Below are 23,060 nucleotides of genomic sequence, written 5' to 3'. Positions count from 1 at the left end.
AAAAAGGGTGCGTCCCGCACCAATGGTACGGGACACACCCCTTGGCTCCAGAGCCGGCGAACCAGCTATGTGGAGAACAAGCTAGACGGCCTTGGCCGACTCAATTGCCGTGAGGACACGATCGGTAACTTCATCGATACCGCCAATGCCATCGACCTGCGTGAGGATCCCACGCTCGGCGTATTTGGCCACAACCGCTTCGGTCTGCTCGTGGTAGAGGTCAAGACGGTGACGGATCACGGTCTCGTTGTCGTCTGAGCGGCCGGTTTCCTTGGCACGGCCAAGGAGACGCGTTACCAGTTCTTCGTCGTCGGCAGTCAACTGGAGCACGACGTCGAGCTCCTGCTGGCCTTCGGCGAGGATCTGGTCCAGGTAATCAACCTGCGCCGTGGTGCGAGGGTAGCCATCCAGGAGGAAGCCGTTCTCCACGTCGCTCTGGCTCAGGCGGTCCCGAACCATGTCGTTCGTGACGCTGTCCGGAACGAAGTCGCCCGCATCCATGTACTTCTTGGCTTCAATGCCTAAGGGGGTTTCGCCCTTGACGTTGGCACGGAAGATGTCGCCGGTAGAGATGGCGACTACGCCGAGGCGCTCGGAAATCCGCTCAGCCTGCGTACCCTTGCCCGAACCGGGAGGTCCAATGATCAGCATTCTCGTCATCGCAAAAGCCCTTCGTAGTGACGTTGTTGTAGCTGCGCATCAATCTGCTTGACGGTTTCCAGGCCGACACCCACCATGATCAGGATTGACGTGCCACCGAACGGGAAGTTCTGGTTGGCGTTGATCAAGACGAGTGCAACCAGCGGAATCAACGCCACGAAGCCCAGGTAAAGGGCTCCAGGCAGGGTGATCCTGGAAAGCACGTACTGCAGGTAGTCCGCGGTCGGTTTACCCGCCCGGATGCCCGGAATGAACCCGCCGTACTTCTTCATGTTGTCCGACACTTCTTCAGGGTTGAAGGTGATGGCCACGTAGAAGTACGTAAAGAACACGATCATGGCGAAGTAGAGCGCCATGTAGATGGGGTGGTCGCCACGGGTGAGGTTGTTGTTGATCCACTCAACCCATGGGGCCATCTGCTCCCCTGGCGCCGGCTGGTTGAACTGTGAAATCAGCCCGGGCAGGTAGAGCATGGAGGACGCGAAGATGACAGGCACGACGCCGGCCATGTTCACCTTGATGGGGATGTAGGTGCTGGTTCCGCCTACCGTGCGGCGCCCGATCATACGCTTGGCGTATTGAACCGGAACGCGGCGTTGGGACTGCTCCACGAAAACCACCAAGGCCACGGTCAGCAAGCCGACGGCCAACACAGTGAAGAAGGTTCCGGGGCCCTTGGTTTCCCAAATGGAACCCAGCGAGCCGGGGAAGCTTGCAGCAATGGAGGTGAAGATGAGGAGCGACATGCCGTTGCCCACACCCTTTTCCGTCACCAGCTCGCCCATCCACATGATGAGGCCGGTACCGGCCGTCAACGTGATGATGATGAGGATGGTGGCGATGATGCTCTCATCAGGAATGATGGGCAGGTTGCAGCCCGGAAGCAACTGGCCGGACCGGGCAAGCGACACCAAAGTGGTGGCGTTCAACAGGCCCAGGGCGATAGTGAGGTAACGGGTGTACTGCGTCAACTTTGACTGTCCCGAAGAACCCTCTTCGTAAAGCTGCTGGAACCGGGGAATGACCACCCGAAGCAACTGAACGATGATGCTCGCCGTGATGTAGGGCATGATGCCCAAGGCAAAGACTGATACCTGCAGCAACGCGCCGCCGCTGAACAAGTTCACCAGCTGGTAGATGCCCTGCGAGGTGTCACCGTTGTTCAAACATTGCTGGACATTCTGGTAGTTCACACCAGGCGAGGGGATGAAAGCTCCCAAGCGGAAGATTGTGATGATTCCCAGCGTGAACAACAACTTGCGTCGCAAATCAGGCGTCCGAAACGCCCGGCCGAATGCGCTTAGCAAGCGTCCTCCTGAGTAGAAAGTACAAGGATGTGGATGGGCTCAATGAAACCCAACAACCGAGTCTAACTGCTTGTGACGCCGTCGTAATAATCGAGAGTCCACAATCACGCAAAAAATCCCGGTACACAGGGCCGAAGCCCCGCGTACCGGGATCTTTTTACAACGGGCATATGCCCCACTGGCTCTTAGAGAGCAGTGGTGCTTCCGCCTGCTGCAGCAATCTTCTCCGTTGCGCTGGCGGAGAATGCGTGGACCGTGACGTCAACCTTAACGGTGATGTCGCCGGTGCCCAGCACCTTGACGGGCTGGTTCTTGCGAACGGCACCCTTCTCAACCAGAGATTCAACGGTGACAGTGCCACCTTCCGGGAACAGCTCGTTGAGCTTCTCCAGGTTTACAACCTGGAACTCAACCCGGAACGGGTTCTTGAAGCCGCGCAGCTTCGGCAGGCGCATGTGCAGCGGCAGCTGGCCGCCGGCAAAGCCAGCCTTTACCTGGTAGCGGGCCTTCGTACCCTTGGTACCGCGACCAGCGGTCTTACCCTTGGAGCCTTCACCACGACCAACACGGGTCTTGGCGGTCTTGGCACCCGGAGCGGGACGCAGGTGGTGGACCTTCAGAGTGTTCTGCTTCTCAGCAGTCTCTGCGGCGGTCTTGTTCTCTGCCATTACTTCGCCTCCTCTACATTCACGAGGTGCGGAACCGTGTTCAGCATGCCAACAGTCACAGCATCAGCGGTACGGACAACAGTGTGTCCGATGCGCTTCAGGCCGAGGGACCGAAGGGTGGCGATCTGGTTCTGCTTGGCGCCAATGACGCCCTTGATCTGGGTGATTTCCAACTTGGCGTCGGAAGGAGTCAGGTTCTTAGCCATGACTAAACACCTGCCTTCTGGTTCTGGAGCGCGCGCACCAGAGCAGCAGGAGCAACCTCGTCCAGCGGCAGGCCACGGCGGGCAGCCACGGAAGCGGGCTCTTCGAGCTGCTTCAGAGCGGCAACGGTCGCGTGAACGATGTTGATCGCGTTGGAAGAACCGAGCGACTTGGAGAGGATGTCGTGGATACCCACGCACTCCAATACAGCGCGGACCGGACCACCGGCGATAACACCGGTACCGGCGGAAGCCGGACGCAGCAGGACAACGCCTGCAGCAGCCTCACCCTGCACACGGTGCGGGATGGTGTTGCCAACGCGGGGAACGCGGAAGAAGGACTTCTTGGCCTCTTCAACGCCCTTTGCGATAGCAGCGGGAACTTCCTTGGCCTTGCCGTAGCCGACGCCGACCATACCGTTGCCGTCACCGACGACGACGAGAGCGGTGAAGCTGAAGCGACGACCACCCTTGACGACCTTGGCAACGCGGTTGATGGTGACAACGCGCTCTACGAACTGGCTCTTCTCGGCTTCACGACCGCCGTCGCGGCCACCACGGCCACCACGGTCGCCGCGGCCCTGGCCACGATCGCCGCGCTCGCCACGACGTCCGCCGCGGCGGTCATCGGTAGCGGGTGCGGTCTCAGTTGCTTCAGCAGCTACAGCTTCAGTCACCTGAACGTCCTTTTCGTTATTTTCAGCGGTCACAGAGCCAGCCCACCTTCGCGAGCACCGTCAGCGACGGCGGCGATGCGGCCGTGGTACTTGTTACCGCCACGGTCGAAGACAACAGCCTCGACGCCAGCAGCCTTGGCACGCTCGGCAACGAGCTCGCCAACGCGCTTGGCCTTGGCAGTCTTGTCACCGTCGAATGCACGAAGGTCCGCTTCCAAAGTGGAAGCGAAAGCCACGGTTACACCCTTGCTGTCATCGACAACCTGGACGAACATGTGACGTGCAGAGCGGTTGACGACCATACGAGGACGTACAGCCGTACCAGTGATGCGCTTGCGGATACGAAGCTGGCGACGGCTGCGTGCAGCAGACTTGCTCTTGTTCGTACGCTTCTTGTTAATTGCGATGGCCATGGTTTACTTACCAGCCTTTCCGACCTTGCGGCGGATGACTTCGCCGGCGTAACGGACACCCTTGCCCTTGTAGGGGTCAGGCTTGCGCAGCTTGCGAATGTTGGCAGCAACCTCGCCGACCTGCTGCTTGTTGATACCCGCAACAGAGAGCTTGGTCGGACCCTCTACTACGAAGGTGATGCCTTCGGGTGCAGAGACGTTAACCGGGTGGCTGTAGCCCAGAGCGAACTCCAGGTCAGAACCCTTGGCCTGAACGCGGTAACCAGTACCAACGATTTCAAGCTTCTTCTCGTAGCCCTCGGTAACGCCCTGGATCATGTTGGCGATCAGGGTGCGGGTCAGGCCGTGCAGCGAACGCGAGTTGCGCTCGTCGTTCGGGCGGGTGACCGTGAGAGTGTTTTCTTCCTGGGTAACCTCGATCGGGCTGGCCACAGTGTGGCTCAGCTCGCCCTTGGCACCTTTGACGCTGATGACGGAGCCATCGAGCTTGACCTCAACTCCGGCAGGAACGGTGATGGGGAGACGTCCAATACGTGACATTATTCTCTTCCTTTCCCGTTACCAGACGTACGCGAGGACTTCGCCGCCCACGCCCTTCTTACCGGCCTGCTTGTCAGTCAGGAGGCCGGAAGAGGTGGACAGGATTGCGATACCCAGGCCACCCAGCACGTGCGGCAGGTTGGTGGACTTCGCGTAAACGCGGAGGCCCGGCTTGGAGATGCGGCGGACGCCAGCGATGGAACGCTCGCGGTTCGGACCGAACTTCAGGTCGATGGTCAGCTTCTTGCCAACCTCGGCGTCTTCTTCCTTCCAGCTGGCAATGTAGCCTTCTGCCTTCAGGATGTCAGCAACGCGTGCCTTCAGTTTGCTGTACGGCATGGACACGGTGTCGTGGTATGCCGAGTTTGCATTGCGCAGACGCGTGAGCATGTCTGCGACAGGATCTGTCATAGTCATTTGGGCTATAGCCCTTCCTCGTACCGGTTTCCGCTGCGCCTGCTCTTAGGAGCCTGCGCGGACGGACCTGTCACGTAGTTAGTTTTCGGTCTTGAACGGGAAACCAAGCGCCTTGAGCAGCGCGCGGCCTTCGTCATCGGTCTTGGCGGTGGTGACGACCGTGATGTCCATACCGCGGACGCGGTCGATGGAATCCTGGTCGATTTCGTGGAACATAACCTGCTCGGTCAGACCGAAGGTGTAGTTACCGTTGCCGTCGAACTGCTTGCCGTTGAGGCCGCGGAAGTCGCGGATACGCGGCAGTGCCAGCGAAACCAAACGGTCCACGAATTCCCACATGCGGTCTCCACGCAGAGTTGCGTGTGCACCGATGGGCATGCCTTCGCGCAGTTTGAACTGTGCGATCGACTTGCGGGCCTTGGTTACCTGCGGCTTCTGGCCGGTGATCAGGGTGAGGTCGCGGACAGCGCCGTCGATCAGCTTGGAGTCCTTGGCGGCATCTCCAACACCCATGTTCACAACAACCTTCACCAGGCGGGGAACCTGGTTCACGTTCGCGTAGCTGAATTCGTCCTGCAGGGACTTCTTGATGGTCTCTGCATACTTCGTCTTCAGACGCGGAACGATCTTTACTGGAGTCTCGAGAGTCTCAGTCATTAGATGTCCTTCCCGGTGGCCTTGGACACGCGGATACGGACGGTCTTGGTAGCGCCATCCTTCTCAACGGTGTCGAGACGGAAACCAACACGGGTCGGCTTCTTGGTGGACGGGTCAACCAGAGCAACGTTGGATACGTGGATCGGGGCCTCAACGACCTCGATGCCACCGGTCTTGGTGCCGCGCTGCGACTGACCGACCTTGCTGTGCTTGGTGACGCGGTTGATTCCCTCTACCAGCACACGGTTGGTGTCGGTGAATACGCGCAGGACCTTGCCCTGCTTGCCGCGGTCGCCGCCACGTTCCTGCTTGGCGCCGGTGATGACCTGAACGAGGTCACCCTTCTTGATTTTTTTAGCCATGGACTAAAGCACCTCCGGGGCCAGCGAAACGATCTTCATGAACTTCTTGTCGCGAAGTTCACGACCAACCGGGCCGAAGATACGGGTACCGCGGGGGTCACCGTCGTTCTTCAGGATCACAGCTGCGTTTTCGTCAAACTTGATATAGGAACCATCCGCACGGCGGCGTTCCTTCTTGGTACGAACGATGACAGCCTTGACGACGTCACCCTTCTTTACGTTTCCGCCGGGAATAGCGTCCTTGACGGTAGCGACGATCACGTCGCCAATGCCTGCGTAGCGACGACCAGATCCACCGAGAACGCGAATGGTAAGGATTTCCTTAGCACCCGTGTTGTCGGCGACCTTGAGTCGCGACTCCTGCTGAATCAATTTTTACTCCTTGCGTCGCGCCGGTTCTCAGACCGAAATCATGCATACGGAATGAGCCTTGCGGAACGGTTGATCGGGGTGTCTCTTGACCTGCCTGGATTTTGCCAGAACAGGCCTAAACGCCCGTGCCACAAGCATCAGCTTCCCTTGCAGAAAACTCTGCGCGGGGCAGTATGCAGCGGCACGATTGTTTACGAGGTAGTTGATGACGCACAAGTGGCGCCATACAAACTCAGTATCCTAGCACGGTTACGGCCTGAAACCGAACCGGCCGGAGAAGCGGAAAGGCCCGCGTTCCGTGAGGAACGCGGGCCTTCCCAGTGAACCCTGCCAGGCGTGCCCGGCGTCGGATTTACTTGGCCTTTTCGAGGATCTCCACCAGACGCCACCGCTTGGTAGCGGAGAGCGGGCGGGTCTCAGAGATGAGAACGAGGTCGCCGATGCCGGCGGTGTTCTCTTCGTCGTGAGCCTTGATCTTCGAGGTGCGGCGAATAACCTTGCCGTACAGAGCGTGCTTCACGCGGTCTTCAACCTGAACAACGATGGTCTTTTCCATCTTGTCAGAGACAACGTAGCCGCGACGCGTCTTACGGTAACCGCGCTGTTCAGCGCTGGCTGCTGCTTCCGTCACAGTTTCCTTCTCGCTCACTTGGCGTCCTCTCCAGCTTCAACCTCGGCCTTTTCAGCCTTGGCAGCCTTTTTGGACTTCTTTTCTTCCTTGGCTTCCACAACCGGTGCGGCAACCTCGGCACGAATGCCCAGCTCGCGCTCACGGAGAACGGTGTAGATGCGTGCGATGTCCTTCTTTACCGCGCGCAGGCGACCGTGGTTCTCCAGCTGTCCGGTGGCGGACTGGAAACGCAGGTTGAACAGCTCTTCCTTGGACTTGCGGAGTTCTTCAACGAGACGCTCGTTGTCGAAACCGTCCAGCTGTGCGGGTGCGAGATCCTTCGACCCTACTGCCATTTCTATTCACCACCTTCGCGACGCACAATGCGTGCCTTCAACGGGAGCTTGTGGATTGCCAGGCGCAGGGCCTCGCGAGCTACCTCTTCATTGACACCGGAGAGTTCGAAGAGAACCCGGCCCGGCTTGACGTTTGCGACCCACCATTCCGGAGAACCCTTACCGGAACCCATGCGGGTTTCGGCAGGCTTCTTCGTCAGCGGACGGTCCGGGTAGATGTTGATCCAGACCTTGCCGCCACGCTTGATGTGGCGGGTCATCGCGATACGAGCGGACTCGATCTGACGGTTGGTTACGTATGCCGGGCTGAGAGCCTGGATACCGTACTCACCGAAGCTGACCTTGGTGCCGCCCGTAGCAGCGCCGGAACGACCCGGGTGGTGCTGCTTACGGTGCTTGACTCGACGTGGGATAAGCATTTAAGCCTGTCCTCCTTCTGCTGCCGGAGCAGCAGCTTCAGCGGCCGGTGCTTCAACGGCAGCGGGTGCTGCCTCAGCTGCCGGACGGTCGTTACGACGACGGCGGTCGCCACCCGGGCGGCCCGGACGGTCTCCTGCGCGGCCACGGGACGGAGCAGCAGCTGCCTGCTGAGCCAGTTCCTTGGCGGTTACGTCACCCTTGTAGATCCAAACCTTCACGCCGATACGGCCGAAGGTGGTCTTGGCTTCGTAGAAGCCGTAGTCGATGTTCGCGCGGAGGGTGTGCAGGGGCACACGGCCTTCGCGGTAGAACTCCGAGCGGGACATTTCTGCGCCACCCAGACGGCCCGAGCAAGCAACACGGATGCCCTTGGCACCCGCACGCTGTGCGGACTGCATTGCCTTCTTCATCGCACGGCGGAAAGCCACGCGGGAAGTCAGCTGCTCAGCGATGCCCTGGGCAACAAGCTGTGCTTCCATCTCGGGGTTCTTGACCTCGAGGATGTTCAGCTGAACCTGCTTGCCCGTGAGCTTTTCGAGCTCGCCCCGGATGCGGTCTGCTTCAGCGCCACGGCGGCCGATAACGATACCCGGGCGTGCCGTGTGGATATCCACGCGGACACGGTCGCGGGTGCGCTCGATCTCGACCTTGGCGATGCCGGCGCGCTCCATACCGGTGGACATGAGCTGACGGATCTTGATGTCCTCGCGGACGAAGTCCTTGTAGCGCTGTCCGGGCTTGGTGCTGTCAGCGAACCAGTGCGAAACGTGGTCGGTGGTGATGCCGAGTCGGAACCCGTGCGGGTTTACTTTCTGTCCCACTTAGCGAGCCTCCTCTTTCTCCGGGGTTGCGACAACCAGCGTGATGTGGCTGGTCCGCTTCCTAATGCGGTAGGCGCGGCCCTGGGCACGCGGCTGGAACCGCTTCATGGTCGGGCCTTCATCAACAAATGCTTCGGTGATGAAGAGGTCGCTGTCGTCGAATGCAACGCCGTCACGGTCCGCGAGGACACGTGCGTTGGCCATTGCCGACTGAAGTACCTTGAATACCGGCTCCGAAGCTGCCTGGGGGGCAAACTTCAGAATTGCCAGAGCCTCATTCGCTTGCTTACCACGAACAAGGTTGACGACGCGCCGGGCCTTCATAGGCGTTACGCGGATGTGACGCGCAATAGCCTTGGCTTCCATTGCTTTCCTTCTCTCGTCTAAGACGTAAGGTCAGGCGCCTAGCGGCGCTTGCCCTTACGGTCGTCCTTAACATGGCCGCGGAATGTCCGCGTGGGAGCGAATTCGCCGAGCTTGTGCCCGACCATCGACTCAGTGACAAACACCGGGATGTGCTTGCGTCCGTCGTGTACGGCGATCGTGTGCCCGAGCATGTCGGGGATGATCATCGAACGGCGGGACCAGGTCTTGATGACGTTCTTGGTGCCCTTATCGTTTTCCCGTGCGACCTTCACAAAGAGGTGCTGGTCAACGAAAGGACCTTTTTTCAGGCTGCGTGGCATGTGTCCAGGCTCCTATCGCTTGTTCTTGCCAGTACGGCGGCGACGAACAATAAGCTTGTCGCTCTCTTTGTTCGGACGGCGGGTACGGCCCTCGGGCTTGCCGTTCGGGTTAACCGGGTGACGTCCACCGGAAGTCTTACCTTCACCACCACCGTGCGGGTGGTCAACCGGGTTCATGGCTACACCACGGACAGTCGGGCGAACGCCCTTCCAGCGCATACGGCCGGCCTTGCCCCAGTTGATGTTCGACTGCTCGGCGTTGCCGACCTCGCCGACGGTTGCGCGGCAGCGCACGTCAACGTTGCGGATTTCGCCGGAGGGCAGACGCAGCTGTGCGAAGCGGCCTTCCTTGGCAACGAGCTGTACCGAAGCACCTGCGGAACGAGCCATCTTGGCGCCGCCACCCGGGCGCAGTTCAACTGCGTGGATTACGGTACCAACCGGGATGTTGCGCAGCGGCAGGTTGTTGCCCGGCTTGATGTCAGCGTCAGGACCAGCCTCGACGAAGTCACCCTGGGACAGCTTGTTAGGAGCGATGATGTAACGCTTGGTGCCATCAACGTAGTGCAGGAGTGCGATACGAGCCGTACGGTTCGGGTCGTACTCGATTTCGGCAACGCGGGCGTTGATGCCGTCCTTGTCGTGACGACGGAAGTCGATCAGACGGTACTGGCGCTTGTGCCCACCACCCTTGTGACGGGTGGTGATCTTACCGGAGTTGTTACGGCCGCCAGTCTTGTGCAGCGGACGAAGCAACGACTTTTCCGGAGTCGATCGCGTGATTTCAGCAAAGTCGGCTACGCTCGAGCCACGACGGCCCGGGGTAGTCGGCTTGTATTTACGGATTCCCATAATTTATTTCCTCGTTAAAGTGGTCTCCGCTACGCGAGCGGACCGCCGAAGATGTCGATTGTGCCTTCTTTGAGGGTGACAATTGCACGCTTGGTGCTCTTGCGCTGTCCCCAGCCGAATTTGGTGCGCTTGCGCTTACCGGCACGGTTGATGGTGTTGATCGAGTCAACTTTGACCGAGAAGATCTTCTCTACGGCCAGCTTGATCTCGGTCTTGTTCGAGCGAGGGTCCACCAGGAAGGTGTACTTGCCTTCGTCGATCAGACCGTAGCTCTTTTCCGATACGACGGGTGCAAGCACGACGTCGCGCGGGTCCTTGATGGTGGTTACGCTCACTTGGAGGCCTCCTCGTTCTTTGCCTTGTCAGCGACGAACGCTTCGAAAGCAGCCTTGGTGAAGACCACGTCGTCGGAGATAAGCACGTCGTAGGTGTTCAGCTGGTCTGCGTACAGAACGTGAACATCCTGGAGGTTGCGCACGGAAAGTGCAGCAACATCGTTGGCGCGCTCGATAACGACGAGCAGGTTCTTGCGCTCAGTGACGGAGCGCAGCGAAGCCAGTGCGTCCTTGGCGGACGGCTTGGTGCCGGCTACCAGTTCAGCGATGACGTGGATGCGGCCGTTGCGGGCGCGGTCAGACAGAGCGCCGCGGAGTGCAGCAGCCTTCATCTTCTTGGGGGTGCGCTGGCTGTAGTCACGAGGGGTCGGACCGTGGACAACGCCACCGCCGGTCATGTGAGGAGCACGGATTGAACCCTGACGGGCGCGGCCGGTGCCCTTCTGCTTGAACGGCTTGCGACCTGCACCGGAAACCTCGGCGCGGGTCTTCGTCTTGTGGGTACCCTGGCGTGCAGCAGCGAGCTGTGCGACGACGACCTGGTGCAGCAGCGGCACGTTGGTCTGGACGTCGAAGATCTCTGCAGGCAGGTCTACCTTGACAGTGCTAGTCATTGAACTAGGCTCCCTTCACGGCGGTGCGTACGAGTACGACCTGGCCGCGGGCACCGGGAACGGCACCCTTGATAAGGAGCAGCGACTTCTCAACGTCAACAGCGTGAACCGTGAGGTTCAGCGTGGTGTGACGCTCGGCGCCCATGCGGCCGGCCATTTTCAGGCCCTTGAAGACGCGGCTCGGGGTGGATGCGCCACCGATGGAGCCAGGCTTACGGTGGTTCTTGTGGGCACCGTGGGAAGCGCCAACGCCGTGGAAGCCGTGACGCTTCATAACACCGGCAAAGCCCTTACCCTTGGAAGTGCCGACGACGTCGATCTTCTGGCCGGCTTCGAAGATCTCAACAGAGAGCTCCTGGCCCAGCTCGTAGGATGCGGCGTCTGCGGTACGCAGTTCGACGACGTGGCGGCGAGGAGTTACGCCAGCCTTTTCAAAGTGACCAGCCAGCGGCTTGGTGACCTTGCGGGGGTCGATCTGGCCGTAGCCGATCTGGACGGCGACGTAGCCATCTACATCTGCGTTGCGCAGCTGCGTGATGACGTTGGAGTCAGCCTGGACGACAGTTACCGGGATGAGCTTGTTGTTCTCGTCCCAGACCTGGGTCATGCCGAGCTTCGTGCCCAGCAGGCCCTTTACGTTACGGGTTGCGGTCATAGTCTCTCAGCACCTCCCTAGAGCTTGATTTCGATGTTCACGTCTGCGGGCAGGTCGAGACGCATAAGCGAGTCAACAGCCTTCGGCGTGGGGTCGATGATGTCGATCAGACGCTTGTGAGTACGCATTTCGAAGTGCTCACGGCTGTCCTTGTACTTGTGAGGAGAGCGAATTACGCAGTAAACGTTCTTCTCCGTGGGCAGCGGCACCGGGCCGACTACCGTTGCGCCTGCGCGCGTGACCGTCTCAACGATCTTCCGCGCTGAAACATCAATGACCTCGTGGTCATATGACTTCAGCCGGATGCGGATTTTTTGTCCCGCCATGTCGCCTGACTCTCTTTCAGCTAGTGCTGCTCTAGTTAGGGCTGCTCTGTTTACTTACCTGTTGTTGTGGCCGCCGAAGCGTTTGAGGATTTACCACCACACGCCGCACAAGCTGAATCCGGATATTCCGGGTTCCTCAACCTGCCGGCGCACCGACCCCCGCGGTCGGGCGTGTCGCGATTTCCACGCAGACTCGACCGCATTCCATGGGGTTCAGGGTTATGTTTGGGCTTCCACCTGGACCCTGACACCCGGCATTATCCGGATCGGGACACGAAGAAGCGCTTGAACAACTCATCCAGTATGGCGGAAATATGAGGCAAAGGCCAATCGGCGGTATAAGGGCCCCGCAGGACCATTGCCCGGGTGCCTGCGCCTGAGGAAGATGGGTGCATGACCGTCCAGGATTCAGGCTCCGTGGAAGATCTTGCCGCGCGCCTGCGTCCAGGTTTCACACTGGGGGTGGCCTCGGCAGCTTTCCAGATTGAAGGATCCCTGACCGCTGATGGCCGCGGTCCTTCGGGCTGGGATGCCTTTGCGGAAAAGCCAGGAGCAATAGTCGACGGCGACTCCCCCACCGTAGCCTGCGACCACTACAACCGCTCCGATGAAGATGTCGCCTTGATGCAGGAGCTTGGCGTGGACTCCTACCGCTTCTCGTTGTCCTGGCCGCGGATCCAACCCGGCGGCAAGGGCTCCATCAATCAACGCGGCCTGGACTTCTACGATCGCCTCATAGACAAACTCCTGGCCGCCGGCATCTCCCCCATGGCCACCCTGTTCCACTGGGACACGCCATTGGAACTGGAGCATGCCGGAGGATGGATGAACCGGGACACTGCCGAGCGCTTCGCCGTCTACTGCGCGGCCGCAGCAGACCGCTTCGGTGACCGCGTTGATCACTGGGTCACGATGAACGAGCCCGTGTCAGTCACCGTGCAGGGGTACTCGTTGGGTGTGCACGCCCCGGGCCGGCAGCTGCTGTTTGATTCACTGCCTGCCGCACATCATCAATTACTGGGACACGGGATGGCCGTTCGGGTCCTCCGGGACGCCGGCGTCAAAGGGCAGATCGGGGTGTCCAACATGCACTGCCCCGTCGAGTCCGCCAGCAACAGTCTTGGCGACCGGCTGATGACGCAGGCGCTGGACCTGATCCTCAACCGCATCTATGCCGACGCGATACTGCTTGGCCGATACCCCAAGCCACCCTGGCCCATGAAGCCGTGGTTCCGCTCACTCGGGACCATCCACGACGGTGATCTTGAACTGATCAGCCAACCTTTGGACTTCTACGGGCTCAACTACTACTACCCCGTGAAGGTGGCAGCGGGCCCCGGGCCGGCGGAGATCCCCACCGGGAGGTCACCGGAGATGAGCGAAGTTCCTTTCCACCTGGCCGCCTACCAGGAGTATGAAACCACAGGGTTCGGCTGGCCTGTTGCGCCGGATTACCTGGCGTTGCTGCTGCGGCAAATGAAGGACCGGTACGGGGACGCACTTCCCCCGGTGTACATCACCGAAGGCGGGGCAAGTTTTCCGGAACCGCCCCACGTTGATGGCCCTCTTCAGGACACCAACCGCATTTCCTACCTGGCTGAACACCTCGGCCACGCCCTGACAGCAACAGGCCCCGGCGGTATTGCCGAGGATGTGGACCTGCGCGGCTACTACGTCTGGACGCTGCTGGACAATTTCGAATGGGCAGCGGGCTACTCACAGCGCTTCGGGTTGGTCCATGTGGACTTCCACACACAGGAACGGACTCCCAAGGAGTCCTATTACTGGTTACGTGCGTTGGAGCGGGCCCGCTCCCATGAACCCTAGCCCAGGCTTGCTAAAACGACGGGTTACTTGTTCTTGTTGGCACGCCTGATGCGCTTTGCGCGTTCAATCTCGCTCCGGAAATTCTTACGGCCCCACAGCACGCCGCCACCGATGGCGGCAATGACTGCCAGGAAAATCAGGAATTCCATGCTGCGCTCCTCTTCGTAGACTGCCAGATTATCGGATTCCGTCCCGACTGCTGTCCGGGCTGACATCGCCGGCTTCCCTTTCCGCCACTGGCACCGGCCCAGGCAGATCCGGTTTCCGGTTCAAACGCCACACCGCCAGAATAATCAGCGCCAAGGCAACGAGCGCCAGCATGGCGAAGGCGTACGAGCGCAGGGCCCACATCACGCTCAGCGCAACACCAGTGGCACCCCACCAAACCAGGACCCTTTCGGCCAACAGCAGCCCTGCGACCAGGAGTACCGCGTGACCCACCAGAACATACAGCTGCTGGGATGCGGTGCCGCCAAAAATGATACCCAAGGACGTCAACGACAAGGCGCCTGCGGCGATGCAGAGCCGAAGCAGGCCGTCGCTCCGTTGGCCCCTGATGTAGCGCAGTCCTGCTAAAACAGCGACCGCCAGGACGTACCACTGCGCAACCCAGAACCACTCCGGCCCGGCGTCACCTACGAACAGCACGGCACGTTGGAATGCCGCCACGGAGGCCAGCGCCGCGATCTCTCCAGCCAGCCACTTGCTGGACGGCAGCTCAACAACTATCAGCACACCGGCCGCCACCACCAGGACGAAGCCGACCCATGAGGTCTCATCGCGGACCATTCCAACGGCAGCCGAGGAGACCAGAGCCACCGCCGCGGTACCAACAACTGCATTCCGCCGAAGGGGCTGCCCGTCGATGGCCATCCCGCCAAACAGCTTCACTGCATACAGGGCCACTGCTGTACCAACACCGCCCACCAGCCAGGGAACGTAATCGCCCCACACCCCCGGGGGCATCCCCCTCAGCAAACCCTCGACGGCGGGCACGGCACCTACCAGCACGGAAGGGGCCGCGCCGAGATAGAGGGCGGGCAGGTTCTCGACGTGCGAGGCAGCGAACAGTACGCAGGCAAAAACAACTACGGCGAGCCCTGTCAGGGAAGAGGACACCTCAAGCGTCAACAGACCACCCGTCACCACGAAAGCAAGCGCCGCGATGAACCAGAACCAGCGCTCCGTGGAGTGCAGTCCAGCAAGCTGTCCGGGACGGAAGACTTCGCGAACAACCCGTACAACCATGAACAAAACGGCGAGCCCGAGGAGCACCGCTGGCACCTGCGCCCTGTCCAGCAGCGGTTGGTGGAGCCACGTACCGGCCGGGTACAGCAAGAACGGGCCCGCTGCAATCACTGCACCGCCCAGCCCAGCGACACCAAAGTACTGGGACCCACGCACACGCAGGAAGCGCCTGGCGATCCCAGCGGACGCCACGGCAAGTGCCAACTCAACGATGACCACCCAACGGCCGCCGCCGTCGTAATTCCCCGCCAGCAGGTAAGCCGCGGGCAACAGGAGTTGGGCAGCCAGCGTGACCCATGCTGTTCCCTGCTCGAAAGCGATATCCACTCCCCGGCCCCGTTGGACCAAGGTCACCACATGCTGCAGCACGAGGACCACAGCCACGGCCAAAGACACGGTGGTGCTCGACTCTGAAAGATCCCCCACAAGCACCCCGACGAAAGCCAGCGACAGGACACGAAGCCCAAGCATGTAGCTGCCCCGGACAATCCGGTCCCGTTCCACAGCAACCATGAAACCGCAGTGGGCCGCGAAGACCCCCAGCAGGATCTCCAGGTCCCGCACATTCCCCATCCGAAGCGCCAGGAGCAGCACAATGGCTGCGGGCGCAAAGATCCAAGCTCCGTGGTTGCGGCGCAGGATCACACCGCAGAGAACCGCCGCCAGGGCCGCTGCAATGGCCGCCGCCCCCGGCTGCCACCCCTCATGCTGGAACCGCTCTCCCCATGCAGTGGAAACAGTCAGGACCGTGGCTGCCCCGGCCATGACGATTACTACGGCTCCGGCGTCGATCATGGAGGCGTGGGGGAAACGCCGCCGGCTTTGCTCCCGTAGGGGAAGAACCAATTGCAGGGCCGCCACCGCCGCTACTACCAGCGGGACTGTGGGAAGCTCACCGGCCAAGCTGATGTTCCAGCCATGCTGTGTTGCGTCAAAGTAGGCCGATCCGGCCAGCAACGTACCTAACGCTCGCGCCATCCACCAATAGCCCTGGCGGTGGAATGAAACCGGGATCCGAAGCGCGGTTGCCACAACGTACGCGACGGTCACCAAGAGGACCACGTTTGCCAGAGCCAACGAGACAACTGCCGCCGCAACCACGCCGGCAACAAGGGCTGTGGCTGGAGCAAGCGACTCCCCCAGGGTTGGCCGCCAGGACCCGGAGCGGGCGTTGAGCCGTGCCGACGGGAACAACAGCAACCCCGATGCCACCCCTGCGAAGAGAACCAGCAGCACTCCTGCCTGGACAAACGGGTGTCCCACCGCGTGGTCGAAGATGGGCAGGACAAGGAGGATTGCCATGGCGAGCCCGGCGAATCCAGCAAGGGACGCCTGCGGGGCGAGCACACGGATACCCCTGCGCTCCAGCCCCGCACTTAGCATCTGCTGAATCACCGCCGCTGCCACGAGCGCCACCAGGGAGAAAGCGATCCGGTCCGGGCTCTTCTCGAAGATACCGGCAGCCACCGCGGGTACTGCCGCCGTCAAGGCAATCCGCCCGGCAACCACCAACTGGCTACGGAGGGAAGCAGGCCGGACAACAGCCAGCAGGAACCAGTACAAGCCGGTAGTCGCCAGGAGCGCGGACACTGGCCAGGCTCCCAGCAGGCCAGTGAACGGCACGGACACCGCGAGGACGACGCCGGGTGCAAACTCCGTGCCGTGGGCCAGCTTCCAGCCCACAACCATGGCGGTGACCATGGTGACAGAGAGCGGAGCATAGGTGGGCAGCTCGTAAGCCCCGAGACCCAAGACGACGGTCAGGATGGCTGCCGTGGCCAACTGCAGGCCCAGGCAGGACACCGCATCGTTCCACCAGGGACCCAGCTTAAGCCGCGTGCCCCAGAAAGCAACACCCAGGGACTGGACACCACAGCAAACGGCTGCGGCAAACAGCACTGCGCTGACATCCGTGGTGATATCCCAGACCGCACCCAGCAACGCCAGGGTCAGGGCGGCACGTGCAGCGTAAAAGTGTTGTAGCCGGTACCGCGTCTGCGGCACGAAGGCCATCACCGCGAAGTAGGCCCCGCACATCAGCATCACCAACGGGTATTCGCCCTTGGACAACAGGTACGGCGTAAACGTCACCGCAAGCGCCACCAACGGCACCACAAAGGGATGGAGCACCATCAGGGGACGGACATAGAGTGGCGGCAACCATCGCGGACGAATCAACGCACCCAGCGTAAGGATGATGGCGATCCCGATGAGCGCTGTGAAGTACCAGACCAAAGCACCGCCCAAAACGGAGACCCCTGACCACGCCGTGGAGACAACGAAGCTCAGGGAGAGGAAGGCCAGGACCCTGTTATCGAGTCGCACCGCAGTGTAGGCGTACACAGCTGTCCCGAGCAGCGAGGTCACCAGCCACGCTGCAGGACCGTTGGGCAGTACAAAGTTGTACATGGCAAGGCCGATGACAGGGACGAGCGCCAAACCCGTACCCACGAAAGCCACCGCAGCCGGACGCAAACGGGGCATTTTCGCGTGAATTACCAAACCTGCCACATAGAACAGGGTGGTGATGAAGCAAATGCCCGCGAAGCGGAAGAGTGCTGGCAGGCTCGTGCCCACAAAGAGGGCACCCGCGGCTACCAGGAGGAGACTGGCGACATAGAGCGTGACGTTGATGTTCTGTTGGTCGCGCCTGGCTTTGCGCGCTGCGGCCGCCTCGGGAGTCTCCCGTGCCATCGGGGCCTGCAGCCCTACCGCCCAAGGCTGCTGCGCCGCCACGACCGGGCGCTGCGGTACCACGGGAGGCTGGGCTCGCGACGGCGCCAAGGGAACCGGAGCTGGAAATGGGATGCCCACGTGTGTTTGAGGATGTACTGGTCGGGAGGCCGGCATCGCGGGTCGGGCTGCAGCAGCAGGAGCAGGCGGAGCAAACGACTGGGGTGCAGGCACCTCCACTACCCCCTTCTTTGCCTCGGCATCGCGCCAACCCGCCAAGTGGCCAGCCATGTATCCGGCTTGATACGCACGGTGTTCGGCCATTGCCGTCGAGGCGGCAACCCCGTCAGCGTCCTTTCGTCCCCGATTCCGACCCACGGAATGGCTGACCGCTCCCGTCACAGCAAGGAGTATCAGTACTAGCAGGACTTCCATGGCTACTCCTTGATGTCACAGGGCATAGGAACACTGTGTTTATCCATTCGATAGATAAATAGTAGCAAAGAAGAGCCCCATCGCCGAAGCGACGGGGCTCTTCTTTGCGTAACTACCGGCAGGGCCGGAAGGTCACTGATCTACAAGTAGTGACTACTTGATGATGCTGGTGACACGTCCCGAACCAACGGTGCGGCCGCCTTCGCGGATAGCGAAGCCGAGGCCCTCTTCCATAGCGATCGGCTGGATGAGCGCAACGGTCATCTCAGTGTTGTCGCCAGGCATAACCATTTCCGTGCCTTCCGGCAGGGTGATAACGCCGGTTACGTCCGTGGTACGGAAGTAGAACTGCGGGCGGTAGTTGGAGTAGAACGGGTTGTGACGTCCGCCTTCGTCCTTGGAGAGGATGTAGACGTTAGCTTCGAAGTCGGTGTGCGGGGTGATGGAACCCGGCTTGACGACAACCTGGCCACGCTCGACATCGTCGCGCTTCAGACCGCGGAGCAGGAGGCCACAGTTCTCGCCGGCCCATGCTTCGTCGAGCTGCTTGTGGAACATCTCGATACCAGTAACCGTGGTCTTCTGGATCGGGCGGATGCCAACGATCTCAACCTCGGAGTTGATGGCGAGGGTTCCACGCTCGGCGCGGCCCGTAACAACGGTGCCACGACCGGTGATCGTGAAGACGTCTTCGATCGGCATCAGGAACGGCTTGTCGCGGTCACGTACGGGGTCCGGAACGGACTCGTCGACAGCTGCCATCAGGTCCTGGACGGACTTGACCCAAACCGGGTCGCCTTCCAGAGCCTTGAGGCCGGAAACGCGAACAACCGGAGCCTCATCGCCATCGAAGCCCTGCGAGCTCAGGAGCTCACGAACTTCCATTTCGACGAGGTCGAGGAGTTCTTCGTCATCAACCATGTCGGACTTGTTCAGTGCGACCAGCAGGTAGGGAACACCAACCTGGCGGGCGAGCAGAACGTGCTCACGGGTCTGAGCCATCGGACCATCGGTTGCAGCAACCACGAGGATTGCGCCGTCCATCTGGGCAGCACCGGTGATCATGTTCTTGATGTAGTCAGCGTGACCCGGGGCGTCTACGTGTGCGTAGTGGCGCTTCTCGGTCTGGTACTCCACGTGGGAGATGTTGATGGTAATACCGCGCTGGCGCTCTTCCGGAGCAGAGTCAATCGACGCGAAGTCGCGCTGCTCGTTGAGATCCGGGTACTGGTCGTACAGCACCTTGGAAATGGCGGCAGTCAGCGTCGTCTTACCGTGGTCAACGTGACCAATGGTGCCGATGTTGACGTGCGGCTTAGTCCGCTCGAACTTTGCCTTTGCCACAGGTTCCTCCTAGAACGATTTCAAGTGAAGTGCTCCTCGGCCGCGCTTTTCGCGGCAGAAACTTTAGCAAGTCTACTTGGGGGCTTGGTTTTGGTGAAATTGCAGATTCAGGAACCAATGGTAGTTCCTCGAGCCTGTTTGCGCAGGGGCCGGGCCGCGGCTCTCGCCGCAGCCCCACCTCATACGCTTAGATGCCTTCCCGATACCGGAATTGCATCCGTTACCGGGAGATTACTCGCCGCGGGTTTTCTGGATGATCTCGTCGGCTACTGCCTTCGGGACCTCCGCGTAGCTGTTGAACGTCATGGAGTACACAGCGCGACCCTGGGTCTTGGACCGGAGGTCACCGATGTAGCCGAACATGCCGGACAGCGGAACGTGTGCACGGATAACCTTCACACCTGCTGCGTCTTCCATGGACTGCATCTGGCCACGGCGGGCGTTCAGGTCACCAATAACATCACCCATGTATTCCTCAGGTGTGCGGACCTCAACATCCATCAGCGGTTCAAGCAGAACAGGGTTCGCCTTGCGTGCAGCTTCCTTGAAAGCCATACGGCCGGCGATCTTGAACGCCATTTCCGAGGAGTCAACATCGTGGGACGCGCCGTCAATGAGCGTGGCCTTGATGCCCACAACCGGGTAGCCGGCCAGGACGCCGTCGTTCAGTGCATCCTGGATACCAGCGTCAACGGACGGAATGTATTCACGCGGAACGCGGCCACCAGTGACCTTGTTCTCGAATGCGTACAGCTCGCCGGAAGCGGTGTCCATGGGCTCGATCGCGATCTGGATCTTTGCGAACTGACCCGAACCACCGGTCTGCTTCTTGTGCGTGTAGTCATGACGCTCGACTGCGCGCTTGATGGTTTCGCGGTAAGCAACCTGCGGCTTGCCAACGTTTGCCTCGACCTTGAATTCGCGGCGCATGCGGTCCACCAGGATGTCCAGGTGGAGCTCGCCCATGCCGGCGATGATGGTCTGGCCAGTGTCTTCGTTGAGGGAGACCTGGAAGGTCGGGTCCTCAGCGGAGAGCTTCTGGATGGCCGTGGAGAGCTTCTCCTGGTCACCCTTGGTGTTCGGCTCGATGGCAACCGAGATCACGGGCTCCGGGAAGCTCATGGACTCGAGGACGATCTGGTTGTTGGCATCACACAGGGTGTCACCCGTGGTGGTGTCCTTCAGACCGATGGCTGCGTAGATGTGGCCGGCGGTAGCGCCCTCAACGGGCATTTCCTTGTTGGCGTGCATCTGGAACAGCTTGCCGATACGTTCCTTCTTGCCCTTGGTGGAGTTAACCACCTGGGCGCCGGCCTCAACGTGACCGGAGTACACGCGGACGAAGGTCAGCTGACCGAAGAACGGGTGCGCAGCAATCTTGAAGGCGAGGGCCGAGAACGGCTCGTCAGCAGAGGGCTTGCGGGTGAGTTCCTTCTCTTCGTCGCGGGGATCGTGACCGATCATCGGCGGGACGTCGAGCGGGTTCGGCAGGAAGTCAACAACAGCGTCAAGCATCGGCTGGACACCGCGGTTCTTGAACGCAGAACCACAGAACACCGGGTAGAGCTCGGAGTTGATGGTCATCTTGCGGATGCCGGCCTTCAGTTCCTCAAGGGTGAGTTCTTCACCTTCGAGGTACTTCTCCATGAGCTCTTCGGAAGCCTCGGCCACAGTCTCTACGAGCTGTGCGCGATACTCTTCAGCCTTGGCCTGGAGGTCCGCCGGGATTTCCTGCACTTCGTAGGAAGCGCCCATCGTGACGTCACCCTTTGCGTCGCCAGGCCAAACCAGGGCGCGCATTTCGAGGAGGTCAACAACACCGATGAAGTCGTTCTCAGCGCCGATGGGCAGCTGCATGACCAGCGGCTTGGCACCAAGGCGGGAGATGATGGTGTCTACGGTGAAGTAGAAGTCAGCGCCCAGCTTGTCCATCTTGTTGACGAAGCAGATACGCGGAACGTTGTACTTGTCAGCCTGGCGCCAAACAGTCTCGGACTGCGGCTCCACGCCTTCCTTGCCGTCGAACACTGCGACTGCGCCGTCGAGGACGCGCAAGGAGCGCTCAACCTCAACGGTGAAGTCCACGTGGCCCGGGGTGTCGATGATGTTGATCTGGTTCTTGTCCCAGAAGCAAGTCACGGCGGCAGACGTGATGGTGATGCCGCGTTCCTTTTCCTGTTCCATCCAGTCAGTCGTCGAAGCGCCGTCGTGCGTCTCGCCGATCTTGTGGTTCACACCCGTGTAGAACAGGATGCGCTCGGTAGTGGTGGTCTTGCCGGCATCGATGTGGGCCATGATGCCGATGTTGCGGACCTTATTAAGGTCGGTAAGCACGTCCTGTGCCACGGGGTCTCCCTTTCGGATGGACTACACGTTCGCCGCCGGCTCAGTGAGCCGGCGGCGTCCGGAAAGTTTTTACCAGCGGTAGTGTGCGAAGGCCTTGTTGGACTCGGCCATCTTGTGGGTGTCTTCGCGACGCTTCACAGCGGCACCAAGACCATTGGAGGCATCCAGGATTTCGTTCTGGAGGCGCTCGGTCATGGTCTTCTCGCGGCGGGCCTTGGAGTAGCCCACGAGCCAACGCAGAGCGAGGGCGGTGGAGCGACCCGGCTTGACCTCAACCGGAACCTGGTAGGTGGCGCCACCAACACGGCGTGAACGCACCTCGAGGGAAGGCTTGACGTTGTCCATGGCCTTCTTGAGAGCGGCAACGGGGTCGCCGCCGGACTTGGCACGTGCACCTTCAAGTGCACCGTAAACGATGCGCTCTGCAGTGGACTTCTTGCCGTCGACAAGAACCTTGTTGATCAGCTGCGTGACCAACGGGGAGCCGTAAACGGGATCGGAAACTAGCGGCCGCTTCGGGGCCGGACCCTTGCGAGGCATATTACTTCTTCTCCATCTTTGCGCCGTAACGGCTGCGAGCCTGCTTGCGGTTCTTGACACCCTGGGTGTCGAGTGCGCCGCGGACGATCTTGTAGCGGACACCCGGAAGGTCCTTCACACGACCACCACGGACGAGCACGATGGAGTGCTCCTGGAGGTTGTGGCCAACACCGGGGATGTAAGCGGTAACTTCCACGCCACCGTTGAGGCGAACACGTGCCACCTTACGGAGAGCCGAGTTCGGCTTCTTGGGGGTGGTGGTGTAAACGCGGGTGCAAACACCGCGGCGCATCGGGCTGCCCTTCAGCGCGGGAGCCTTGGTCTTGGAGACCTTCGGCGTGCGGCCCTTACGGACCAGCTGGTTAATCGTAGGCACTTTCGTGTTCTCCGTTGTTTGATCTCTGCCCCCACACACAGGCGCCAGCCTGAGTAAACGTGGGAACTTTGGCGTTGCTCGTGCAGCCGGCCGAAACTCCGGTAGGCGTGCAAAAGTGCGGCATTCGTTGCGCATGTTGCCCGCAACCCGGAAACAGGCTCCACCCAGCACCATGAGAACAAAACCAAAATGATGCTGCGGCGGCCTTCATCCACTGCCACACAGAACAATTACCAAAAGTCTAGCACGGCTTGATCTGGCGCCTTAATCGGGTGTATGGAGGCCGACGGCGGCAGCCGGGTGCCGCCGTCGGCCTCCAC

Annotated in this window: 29 protein-coding genes; 1 reads left to right on the top strand and 28 read right to left on the bottom strand. The window is 60.8% G+C overall.

What is annotated here, in order from left to right:
• Window positions 1-81: 81 nt before the first annotated feature.
• From GVL04_RS17790 to rpsJ, 22 genes are all read right to left on the bottom strand, one after another.
• A complete protein-coding gene (locus tag GVL04_RS17790; RefSeq protein WP_172324492.1) occupies window positions 82-651 on the bottom strand; it encodes an adenylate kinase in 570 nt (189 codons plus the stop codon).
• Window positions 652-656: 5 nt separating this feature from the next.
• Window positions 657-1,967 (bottom strand): preprotein translocase subunit SecY, encoded by a 1,311-nt coding sequence (gene secY, locus GVL04_RS17785; protein WP_159706978.1) that lies wholly within the window; start codon window positions 1,965-1,967, stop codon window positions 657-659.
• A gap of 185 nt (window positions 1,968-2,152) precedes the next feature.
• On the bottom strand, window positions 2,153-2,635 hold the full coding sequence (gene rplO, locus GVL04_RS17780) for a 50S ribosomal protein L15 (protein WP_159706976.1): 483 nt from the start codon (window positions 2,633-2,635) through the stop codon (window positions 2,153-2,155).
• The gene (gene rpmD / locus GVL04_RS17775) at window positions 2,635-2,841 is read right to left on the bottom strand and encodes a 50S ribosomal protein L30 (RefSeq protein WP_018776677.1); all 207 of its coding nucleotides are present in this window, start codon (window positions 2,839-2,841) and stop codon (window positions 2,635-2,637) included. The genes rplO and rpmD overlap by 1 nt, the downstream gene beginning before the upstream one ends.
• Before the next feature lie 2 nt (window positions 2,842-2,843).
• Entirely contained in the window at window positions 2,844-3,515 is a 672-nt protein-coding gene (rpsE, locus tag GVL04_RS17770; RefSeq protein WP_179128297.1) for a 30S ribosomal protein S5, read from the bottom strand.
• 29 nt (window positions 3,516-3,544) lie between these two features.
• A complete protein-coding gene (gene rplR / locus GVL04_RS17765) occupies window positions 3,545-3,928 on the bottom strand; it encodes a 50S ribosomal protein L18 (protein WP_024817584.1) in 384 nt (127 codons plus the stop codon).
• A 3-nt stretch (window positions 3,929-3,931) separates the two neighbouring features.
• Window positions 3,932-4,468 (bottom strand): 50S ribosomal protein L6, encoded by a 537-nt coding sequence (gene rplF / locus GVL04_RS17760; RefSeq protein WP_011775583.1) that lies wholly within the window; start codon window positions 4,466-4,468, stop codon window positions 3,932-3,934.
• Between the two features lie 18 nt (window positions 4,469-4,486).
• Complete coding sequence (rpsH, locus tag GVL04_RS17755) at window positions 4,487-4,885, bottom strand: 30S ribosomal protein S8 (RefSeq protein ID WP_159706972.1); 399 nt, start codon at window positions 4,883-4,885, stop codon at window positions 4,487-4,489.
• Window positions 4,886-4,963: 78 nt separating this feature from the next.
• Window positions 4,964-5,542 (bottom strand): 50S ribosomal protein L5, encoded by a 579-nt coding sequence (rplE, locus tag GVL04_RS17750; RefSeq protein ID WP_011775585.1) that lies wholly within the window; start codon window positions 5,540-5,542, stop codon window positions 4,964-4,966.
• Window positions 5,542-5,904, bottom strand: a complete 363-nt coding sequence (rplX, locus tag GVL04_RS17745) for a 50S ribosomal protein L24 (RefSeq protein WP_024817586.1) — start codon at window positions 5,902-5,904, stop codon at window positions 5,542-5,544. Before rplX ends, rplE begins: the two co-directional genes overlap by 1 nt.
• A 3-nt stretch (window positions 5,905-5,907) precedes the next feature.
• Window positions 5,908-6,276, bottom strand: a complete 369-nt coding sequence (rplN, locus tag GVL04_RS17740; RefSeq protein WP_003803789.1) for a 50S ribosomal protein L14 — start codon at window positions 6,274-6,276, stop codon at window positions 5,908-5,910.
• Window positions 6,277-6,628: 352 nt separating this feature from the next.
• Window positions 6,629-6,925 carry a 30S ribosomal protein S17 gene (gene rpsQ / locus GVL04_RS17735; protein ID WP_011775587.1) on the bottom strand — a complete coding sequence of 99 codons (297 nt, stop codon included), beginning with the start codon at window positions 6,923-6,925 and terminating at the stop codon, window positions 6,629-6,631.
• Window positions 6,922-7,242 carry a 50S ribosomal protein L29 gene (gene rpmC, locus GVL04_RS24710; RefSeq protein WP_014922387.1) on the bottom strand — a complete coding sequence of 107 codons (321 nt, stop codon included), beginning with the start codon at window positions 7,240-7,242 and terminating at the stop codon, window positions 6,922-6,924. Before rpmC ends, rpsQ begins: the two co-directional genes overlap by 4 nt.
• A gap of 2 nt (window positions 7,243-7,244) precedes the next feature.
• Window positions 7,245-7,661: a 50S ribosomal protein L16 gene (gene rplP, locus GVL04_RS17725; RefSeq protein WP_003803795.1), complete on the bottom strand. Its 417-nt coding sequence runs from the start codon at window positions 7,659-7,661 to the stop codon at window positions 7,245-7,247.
• Complete coding sequence (gene rpsC, locus GVL04_RS17720; RefSeq protein WP_011775589.1) at window positions 7,662-8,483, bottom strand: 30S ribosomal protein S3; 822 nt, start codon at window positions 8,481-8,483, stop codon at window positions 7,662-7,664.
• A complete protein-coding gene (gene rplV / locus GVL04_RS17715) occupies window positions 8,484-8,849 on the bottom strand; it encodes a 50S ribosomal protein L22 (RefSeq protein ID WP_011775590.1) in 366 nt (121 codons plus the stop codon). It lies immediately after the preceding gene.
• A 38-nt stretch (window positions 8,850-8,887) separates the two neighbouring features.
• Entirely contained in the window at window positions 8,888-9,169 is a 282-nt protein-coding gene (rpsS, locus tag GVL04_RS17710; RefSeq protein WP_011775591.1) for a 30S ribosomal protein S19, read from the bottom strand.
• 12 nt (window positions 9,170-9,181) lie between these two features.
• Window positions 9,182-10,021 carry a 50S ribosomal protein L2 gene (gene rplB / locus GVL04_RS17705; protein WP_011775592.1) on the bottom strand — a complete coding sequence of 280 codons (840 nt, stop codon included), beginning with the start codon at window positions 10,019-10,021 and terminating at the stop codon, window positions 9,182-9,184.
• Window positions 10,022-10,050: 29 nt separating this feature from the next.
• On the bottom strand, window positions 10,051-10,356 hold the full coding sequence (gene rplW, locus GVL04_RS17700; protein WP_011775593.1) for a 50S ribosomal protein L23: 306 nt from the start codon (window positions 10,354-10,356) through the stop codon (window positions 10,051-10,053).
• A complete protein-coding gene (rplD, locus tag GVL04_RS17695) occupies window positions 10,353-10,970 on the bottom strand; it encodes a 50S ribosomal protein L4 (protein WP_018776684.1) in 618 nt (205 codons plus the stop codon). The genes rplW and rplD overlap by 4 nt, the downstream gene beginning before the upstream one ends.
• A 4-nt stretch (window positions 10,971-10,974) precedes the next feature.
• Window positions 10,975-11,625: a 50S ribosomal protein L3 gene (rplC, locus tag GVL04_RS17690; protein WP_018776685.1), complete on the bottom strand. Its 651-nt coding sequence runs from the start codon at window positions 11,623-11,625 to the stop codon at window positions 10,975-10,977.
• 17 nt (window positions 11,626-11,642) lie between these two features.
• Window positions 11,643-11,951, bottom strand: a complete 309-nt coding sequence (rpsJ, locus tag GVL04_RS17685; protein WP_003803825.1) for a 30S ribosomal protein S10 — start codon at window positions 11,949-11,951, stop codon at window positions 11,643-11,645.
• 393 nt (window positions 11,952-12,344) lie between these two features.
• Here rpsJ and GVL04_RS17680 point away from each other — a divergent pair, with 393 nt between their 5' ends.
• Window positions 12,345-13,778, top strand: a complete 1,434-nt coding sequence (locus GVL04_RS17680) for a GH1 family beta-glucosidase (protein ID WP_159706970.1) — start codon at window positions 12,345-12,347, stop codon at window positions 13,776-13,778.
• A 23-nt stretch (window positions 13,779-13,801) separates the two neighbouring features.
• Here the strand turns inward: GVL04_RS17680 and GVL04_RS24845 are convergent, their stop codons facing one another.
• From GVL04_RS24845 to rpsL, 6 genes are all read right to left on the bottom strand, one after another.
• Window positions 13,802-13,927, bottom strand: a complete 126-nt coding sequence (locus tag GVL04_RS24845) for a hypothetical protein (RefSeq protein ID WP_268825391.1) — start codon at window positions 13,925-13,927, stop codon at window positions 13,802-13,804.
• A gap of 28 nt (window positions 13,928-13,955) precedes the next feature.
• Window positions 13,956-18,134: a hypothetical protein gene (locus GVL04_RS17675; RefSeq protein ID WP_159706968.1), complete on the bottom strand. Its 4,179-nt coding sequence runs from the start codon at window positions 18,132-18,134 to the stop codon at window positions 13,956-13,958.
• Window positions 18,135-18,287: 153 nt separating this feature from the next.
• Window positions 18,288-19,478, bottom strand: coding sequence for an elongation factor Tu (tuf, locus tag GVL04_RS17670; RefSeq protein ID WP_011775598.1), 1,191 nt, complete (start codon window positions 19,476-19,478; stop codon window positions 18,288-18,290).
• 231 nt (window positions 19,479-19,709) lie between these two features.
• The gene (gene fusA / locus GVL04_RS17665) at window positions 19,710-21,824 is read right to left on the bottom strand and encodes an elongation factor G (RefSeq protein ID WP_026539805.1); all 2,115 of its coding nucleotides are present in this window, start codon (window positions 21,822-21,824) and stop codon (window positions 19,710-19,712) included.
• A gap of 69 nt (window positions 21,825-21,893) precedes the next feature.
• Window positions 21,894-22,364, bottom strand: coding sequence for a 30S ribosomal protein S7 (rpsG, locus tag GVL04_RS17660; protein WP_003803829.1), 471 nt, complete (start codon window positions 22,362-22,364; stop codon window positions 21,894-21,896).
• A 1-nt stretch (window position 22,365) separates the two neighbouring features.
• The gene (gene rpsL / locus GVL04_RS17655; protein WP_009358312.1) at window positions 22,366-22,740 is read right to left on the bottom strand and encodes a 30S ribosomal protein S12; all 375 of its coding nucleotides are present in this window, start codon (window positions 22,738-22,740) and stop codon (window positions 22,366-22,368) included.
• Window positions 22,741-23,060: the final 320 nt, after the last annotated feature.

Origin of the sequence: Arthrobacter sp. 18067 (genome assembly GCF_902706295.1) — a bacterium.
GTDB lineage: Bacteria > Actinomycetota > Actinomycetes > Actinomycetales > Micrococcaceae > Arthrobacter.
Note: the sequence above shows the minus strand (reverse complement) of the source record. Positions and strands in the feature narration are given on the sequence as shown.

Bases quoted from the DNA above. Each gene is read 5' to 3' on its own strand.
- GVL04_RS17790 (WP_172324492.1), bottom strand. From the start codon at position 651: ATGCTGATCATTGGACCTCCCGGTTCGGGCAAGGGTACGCAGGCTGAG.
- rplO (WP_159706976.1), bottom strand. From the start codon at position 2,635: ATGGCAGAGAACAAGACCGCCGCAGAGACTGCTGAGAAGCAGAACACT.
- rpmD (WP_018776677.1), bottom strand. From the start codon at position 2,841: ATGGCTAAGAACCTGACTCCTTCCGACGCCAAGTTGGAAATCACCCAG.
- rplR (WP_024817584.1), bottom strand. From the start codon at position 3,928: ATGGCCATCGCAATTAACAAGAAGCGTACGAACAAGAGCAAGTCTGCT.
- rplF (WP_011775583.1), bottom strand. From the start codon at position 4,468: ATGTCACGTATTGGACGTCTCCCCATCACCGTTCCTGCCGGAGTTGAG.
- rpsH (WP_159706972.1), bottom strand. From the start codon at position 4,885: ATGACTATGACAGATCCTGTCGCAGACATGCTCACGCGTCTGCGCAAT.
- rplE (WP_011775585.1), bottom strand. From the start codon at position 5,542: ATGACTGAGACTCTCGAGACTCCAGTAAAGATCGTTCCGCGTCTGAAG.
- rplX (WP_024817586.1), bottom strand. From the start codon at position 5,904: ATGGCTAAAAAAATCAAGAAGGGTGACCTCGTTCAGGTCATCACCGGC.
- rpmC (WP_014922387.1), bottom strand. From the start codon at position 7,242: ATGGCAGTAGGGTCGAAGGATCTCGCACCCGCACAGCTGGACGGTTTC.
- rplP (WP_003803795.1), bottom strand. From the start codon at position 7,661: ATGCTTATCCCACGTCGAGTCAAGCACCGTAAGCAGCACCACCCGGGT.
- rplV (WP_011775590.1), bottom strand. From the start codon at position 8,849: ATGGAAGCCAAGGCTATTGCGCGTCACATCCGCGTAACGCCTATGAAG.
- rpsS (WP_011775591.1), bottom strand. From the start codon at position 9,169: ATGCCACGCAGCCTGAAAAAAGGTCCTTTCGTTGACCAGCACCTCTTT.
- rplB (WP_011775592.1), bottom strand. From the start codon at position 10,021: ATGGGAATCCGTAAATACAAGCCGACTACCCCGGGCCGTCGTGGCTCG.
- rplD (WP_018776684.1), bottom strand. From the start codon at position 10,970: ATGACTAGCACTGTCAAGGTAGACCTGCCTGCAGAGATCTTCGACGTC.
- rplC (WP_018776685.1), bottom strand. From the start codon at position 11,625: ATGACCGCAACCCGTAACGTAAAGGGCCTGCTGGGCACGAAGCTCGGC.
- rpsJ (WP_003803825.1), bottom strand. From the start codon at position 11,951: ATGGCGGGACAAAAAATCCGCATCCGGCTGAAGTCATATGACCACGAG.
- GVL04_RS17680 (WP_159706970.1), top strand. From the start codon at position 12,345: ATGACCGTCCAGGATTCAGGCTCCGTGGAAGATCTTGCCGCGCGCCTG.
- GVL04_RS24845 (WP_268825391.1), bottom strand. From the start codon at position 13,927: ATGGAATTCCTGATTTTCCTGGCAGTCATTGCCGCCATCGGTGGCGGC.
- GVL04_RS17675 (WP_159706968.1), bottom strand. From the start codon at position 18,134: ATGGAAGTCCTGCTAGTACTGATACTCCTTGCTGTGACGGGAGCGGTC.
- rpsG (WP_003803829.1), bottom strand. From the start codon at position 22,364: ATGCCTCGCAAGGGTCCGGCCCCGAAGCGGCCGCTAGTTTCCGATCCC.